The organism is Bathymodiolus heckerae thiotrophic gill symbiont (assembly GCF_900128515.1).
In the GTDB taxonomy this organism is placed as follows: domain Bacteria; phylum Pseudomonadota; class Gammaproteobacteria; order PS1; family Pseudothioglobaceae; genus Thioglobus_A.
The window spans coordinates 1-2,014 of sequence record NZ_FQTP01000165.1 but is presented as its reverse complement, the minus strand read 5'-3'; the positions used below and the strand labels follow the sequence as shown (position 1 = coordinate 2,014).

Here is a 2,014-nt window from a genome sequence, read left to right as displayed (position 1 = left end):
AAACTGGCATGAATATTTTTAAAGAAATGCAGCGATTAAAAAGCCTAAGGGATTATTACATCCAGTGAGTAAAAAAGGCTAAAAAGAGAGAAATAAGGCTAAAAAAATCAGACAAACAAGGTGTTTTTTAGATTTTTATGGAAAAATACGGAAATTTTGAGCTATTTTTTTTGAAAAATTGCAAGGGTTGAAAATAGGATGGGGAATTATGAATTATGCAAAGGTCTCATAATATATCTGATTCAATATATACATCAAAGTGGTTTTATCATCCAAACAAAGATCAATATAGAAAAAAGATAGGTTTACACTTAAATTCTTTAATAGAGGCTGGTGCAATAAATAAAGACGGAATAAATTATTCTGTAAACGGCAAGCTTATTAATCTTGTTATCGATTCTGAAAAAGAAAATAATAGGCATAATGACAATATAGCAAGTCAAAGAAGAATGATTCAAGTTACATTTGCGTTAGTTATAATTACTGCAGTTGGCATTTTTATACAGCTTTACAAACAACAAGTAATATGACAAACATTAGTGGAATAGTAAAAAGCACTCAAAAGATCATATGAAATGACACAGGTCTTAACGGCGATGCTCAGCGTATTGAGCAATTAGGCTGGATGCTTTTTTTAAAGATATTCAGTGATAAAGATAAAGAATTAGAAATTATCCAGGATGATTACACATCGCCCATCCCTGATGAGCTGCACTGGGATGCGTGGGCTGGAAATGATGAGGGGGTTACTGGAGATGAGCTTTTAGAATTTGTAGATCAAAAGCTATTCCCAACTCTAAGAGAGATTGATATTTCAACCGGCAATAAGCGTGCTTATATTGTGCACGAGGTGTTTAACGGCAACCATAACTATGTGAAGTCTGGCACCATTCTAAGACAAGTGCTTAACAAACTTAATGAAATTGATTTTAACAACTCTACGGATAAGCATATATTTGGTGATGTTTATGAATCATTTTTAAAAGAGCTTCAAAGTGCTGGCAAGAGTGGTGAGCTCTATACGCCACGTGCAATCGTACAGTTTTTAACTGATATGATTAACCCGCAGTTGGGTGAAAAGTACTTGACACCTCTTGTGGCACAGGCGGCTTTTTAACTGCCACAGTTGAGCATCTTAAAGATCAATCAACCACGGTTGAAGACATGAAAAATCTCCAGCAAAATGTTATTGGCTGGGAGTACAAGCCCTTGCCGTATTTGTTAGCAACGACTAATCTGATATTGCATGATGTTGAAGTGCCAAACGTTCGTTTCGATGATTCACTTTCTCGTCCACTCACTGAATACACTGATAAAGACAGAGCTGATGCAATACTTGCTAATCCGCCTTTTGGTGGTGTGGTGAGTAACAATAACGAAAACAATTTTCCACAAACCTATCGCACTAAAGAGTCAGCAGACCTATTTTTAATTTTGATGATTCATTTACTTAAGAAAAATGGCCGAGCAGCTATTGTCTTGCCAGACGGTTCACTTACAGGTGGCGGTGTCAGGCAAAGAATTAGAGAGAAATTACTTAAAGATTGTAATCTGCATACTATTGTACGTTTACCAAACTCTGTATTCCAGCCCTATGCTTAAGTTGTCATGACCCATTTTTTTTAAATTCATGATGCTATCTCCTAGCTAAAAGAACAAGCTGTTCGGTGCTTTAGTAGTGGTGTCAGTCGGCTCTTTAGGCGACCCCAGTATTTTTAAAATAGTGCTGTTGGCTAGTTTTTGTCTGATTTCACGTTCAAACATTAAAGAGTTGATTTCGGTATCTAGCTTAGAGATTGCCTTGGTACGCTGCTCATTTATTAATTTAGGGTCATGACAACTTAAGCATATTTAAAATCATGTTAAAGTACCGTTATGAAAGTAAAGAACAAGTATGTAAATCGTTCCCGTATTTCAGAGAAGAAATTTAGAGAAATAATTAAGTATTTTTCTCTTGATTTGAACGCAGTTCAAATCAAGGAATTAACAGGATTGAGCAGACAAACAATCAACA

The 2,014-nt window shown here is 35.5% G+C and carries 1 protein-coding gene and 1 pseudogene; both read left to right on the top strand.

Annotated features, from left to right (window positions below):
- The first annotated feature begins 215 nt into the window (after positions 1 to 215).
- Positions 216 to 530 (top strand): hypothetical protein, encoded by a 315-nt coding sequence (locus tag BTHERMOSOX_RS10680; protein ID WP_138121119.1) that lies wholly within the window; start codon positions 216 to 218, stop codon positions 528 to 530.
- 95 nt (positions 531 to 625) lie between these two features.
- Positions 626 to 1,602: pseudogene (locus BTHERMOSOX_RS10675) on the top strand (class I SAM-dependent DNA methyltransferase).
- Positions 1,603 to 2,014 lie beyond the last annotated feature (412 nt).

Coding starts and splice junctions, on each gene's coding strand:
- BTHERMOSOX_RS10680 (WP_138121119.1), top strand. CDS start 216: ATGCAAAGGTCTCATAATATATCTGATTCAATATATACATCAAAGTGG.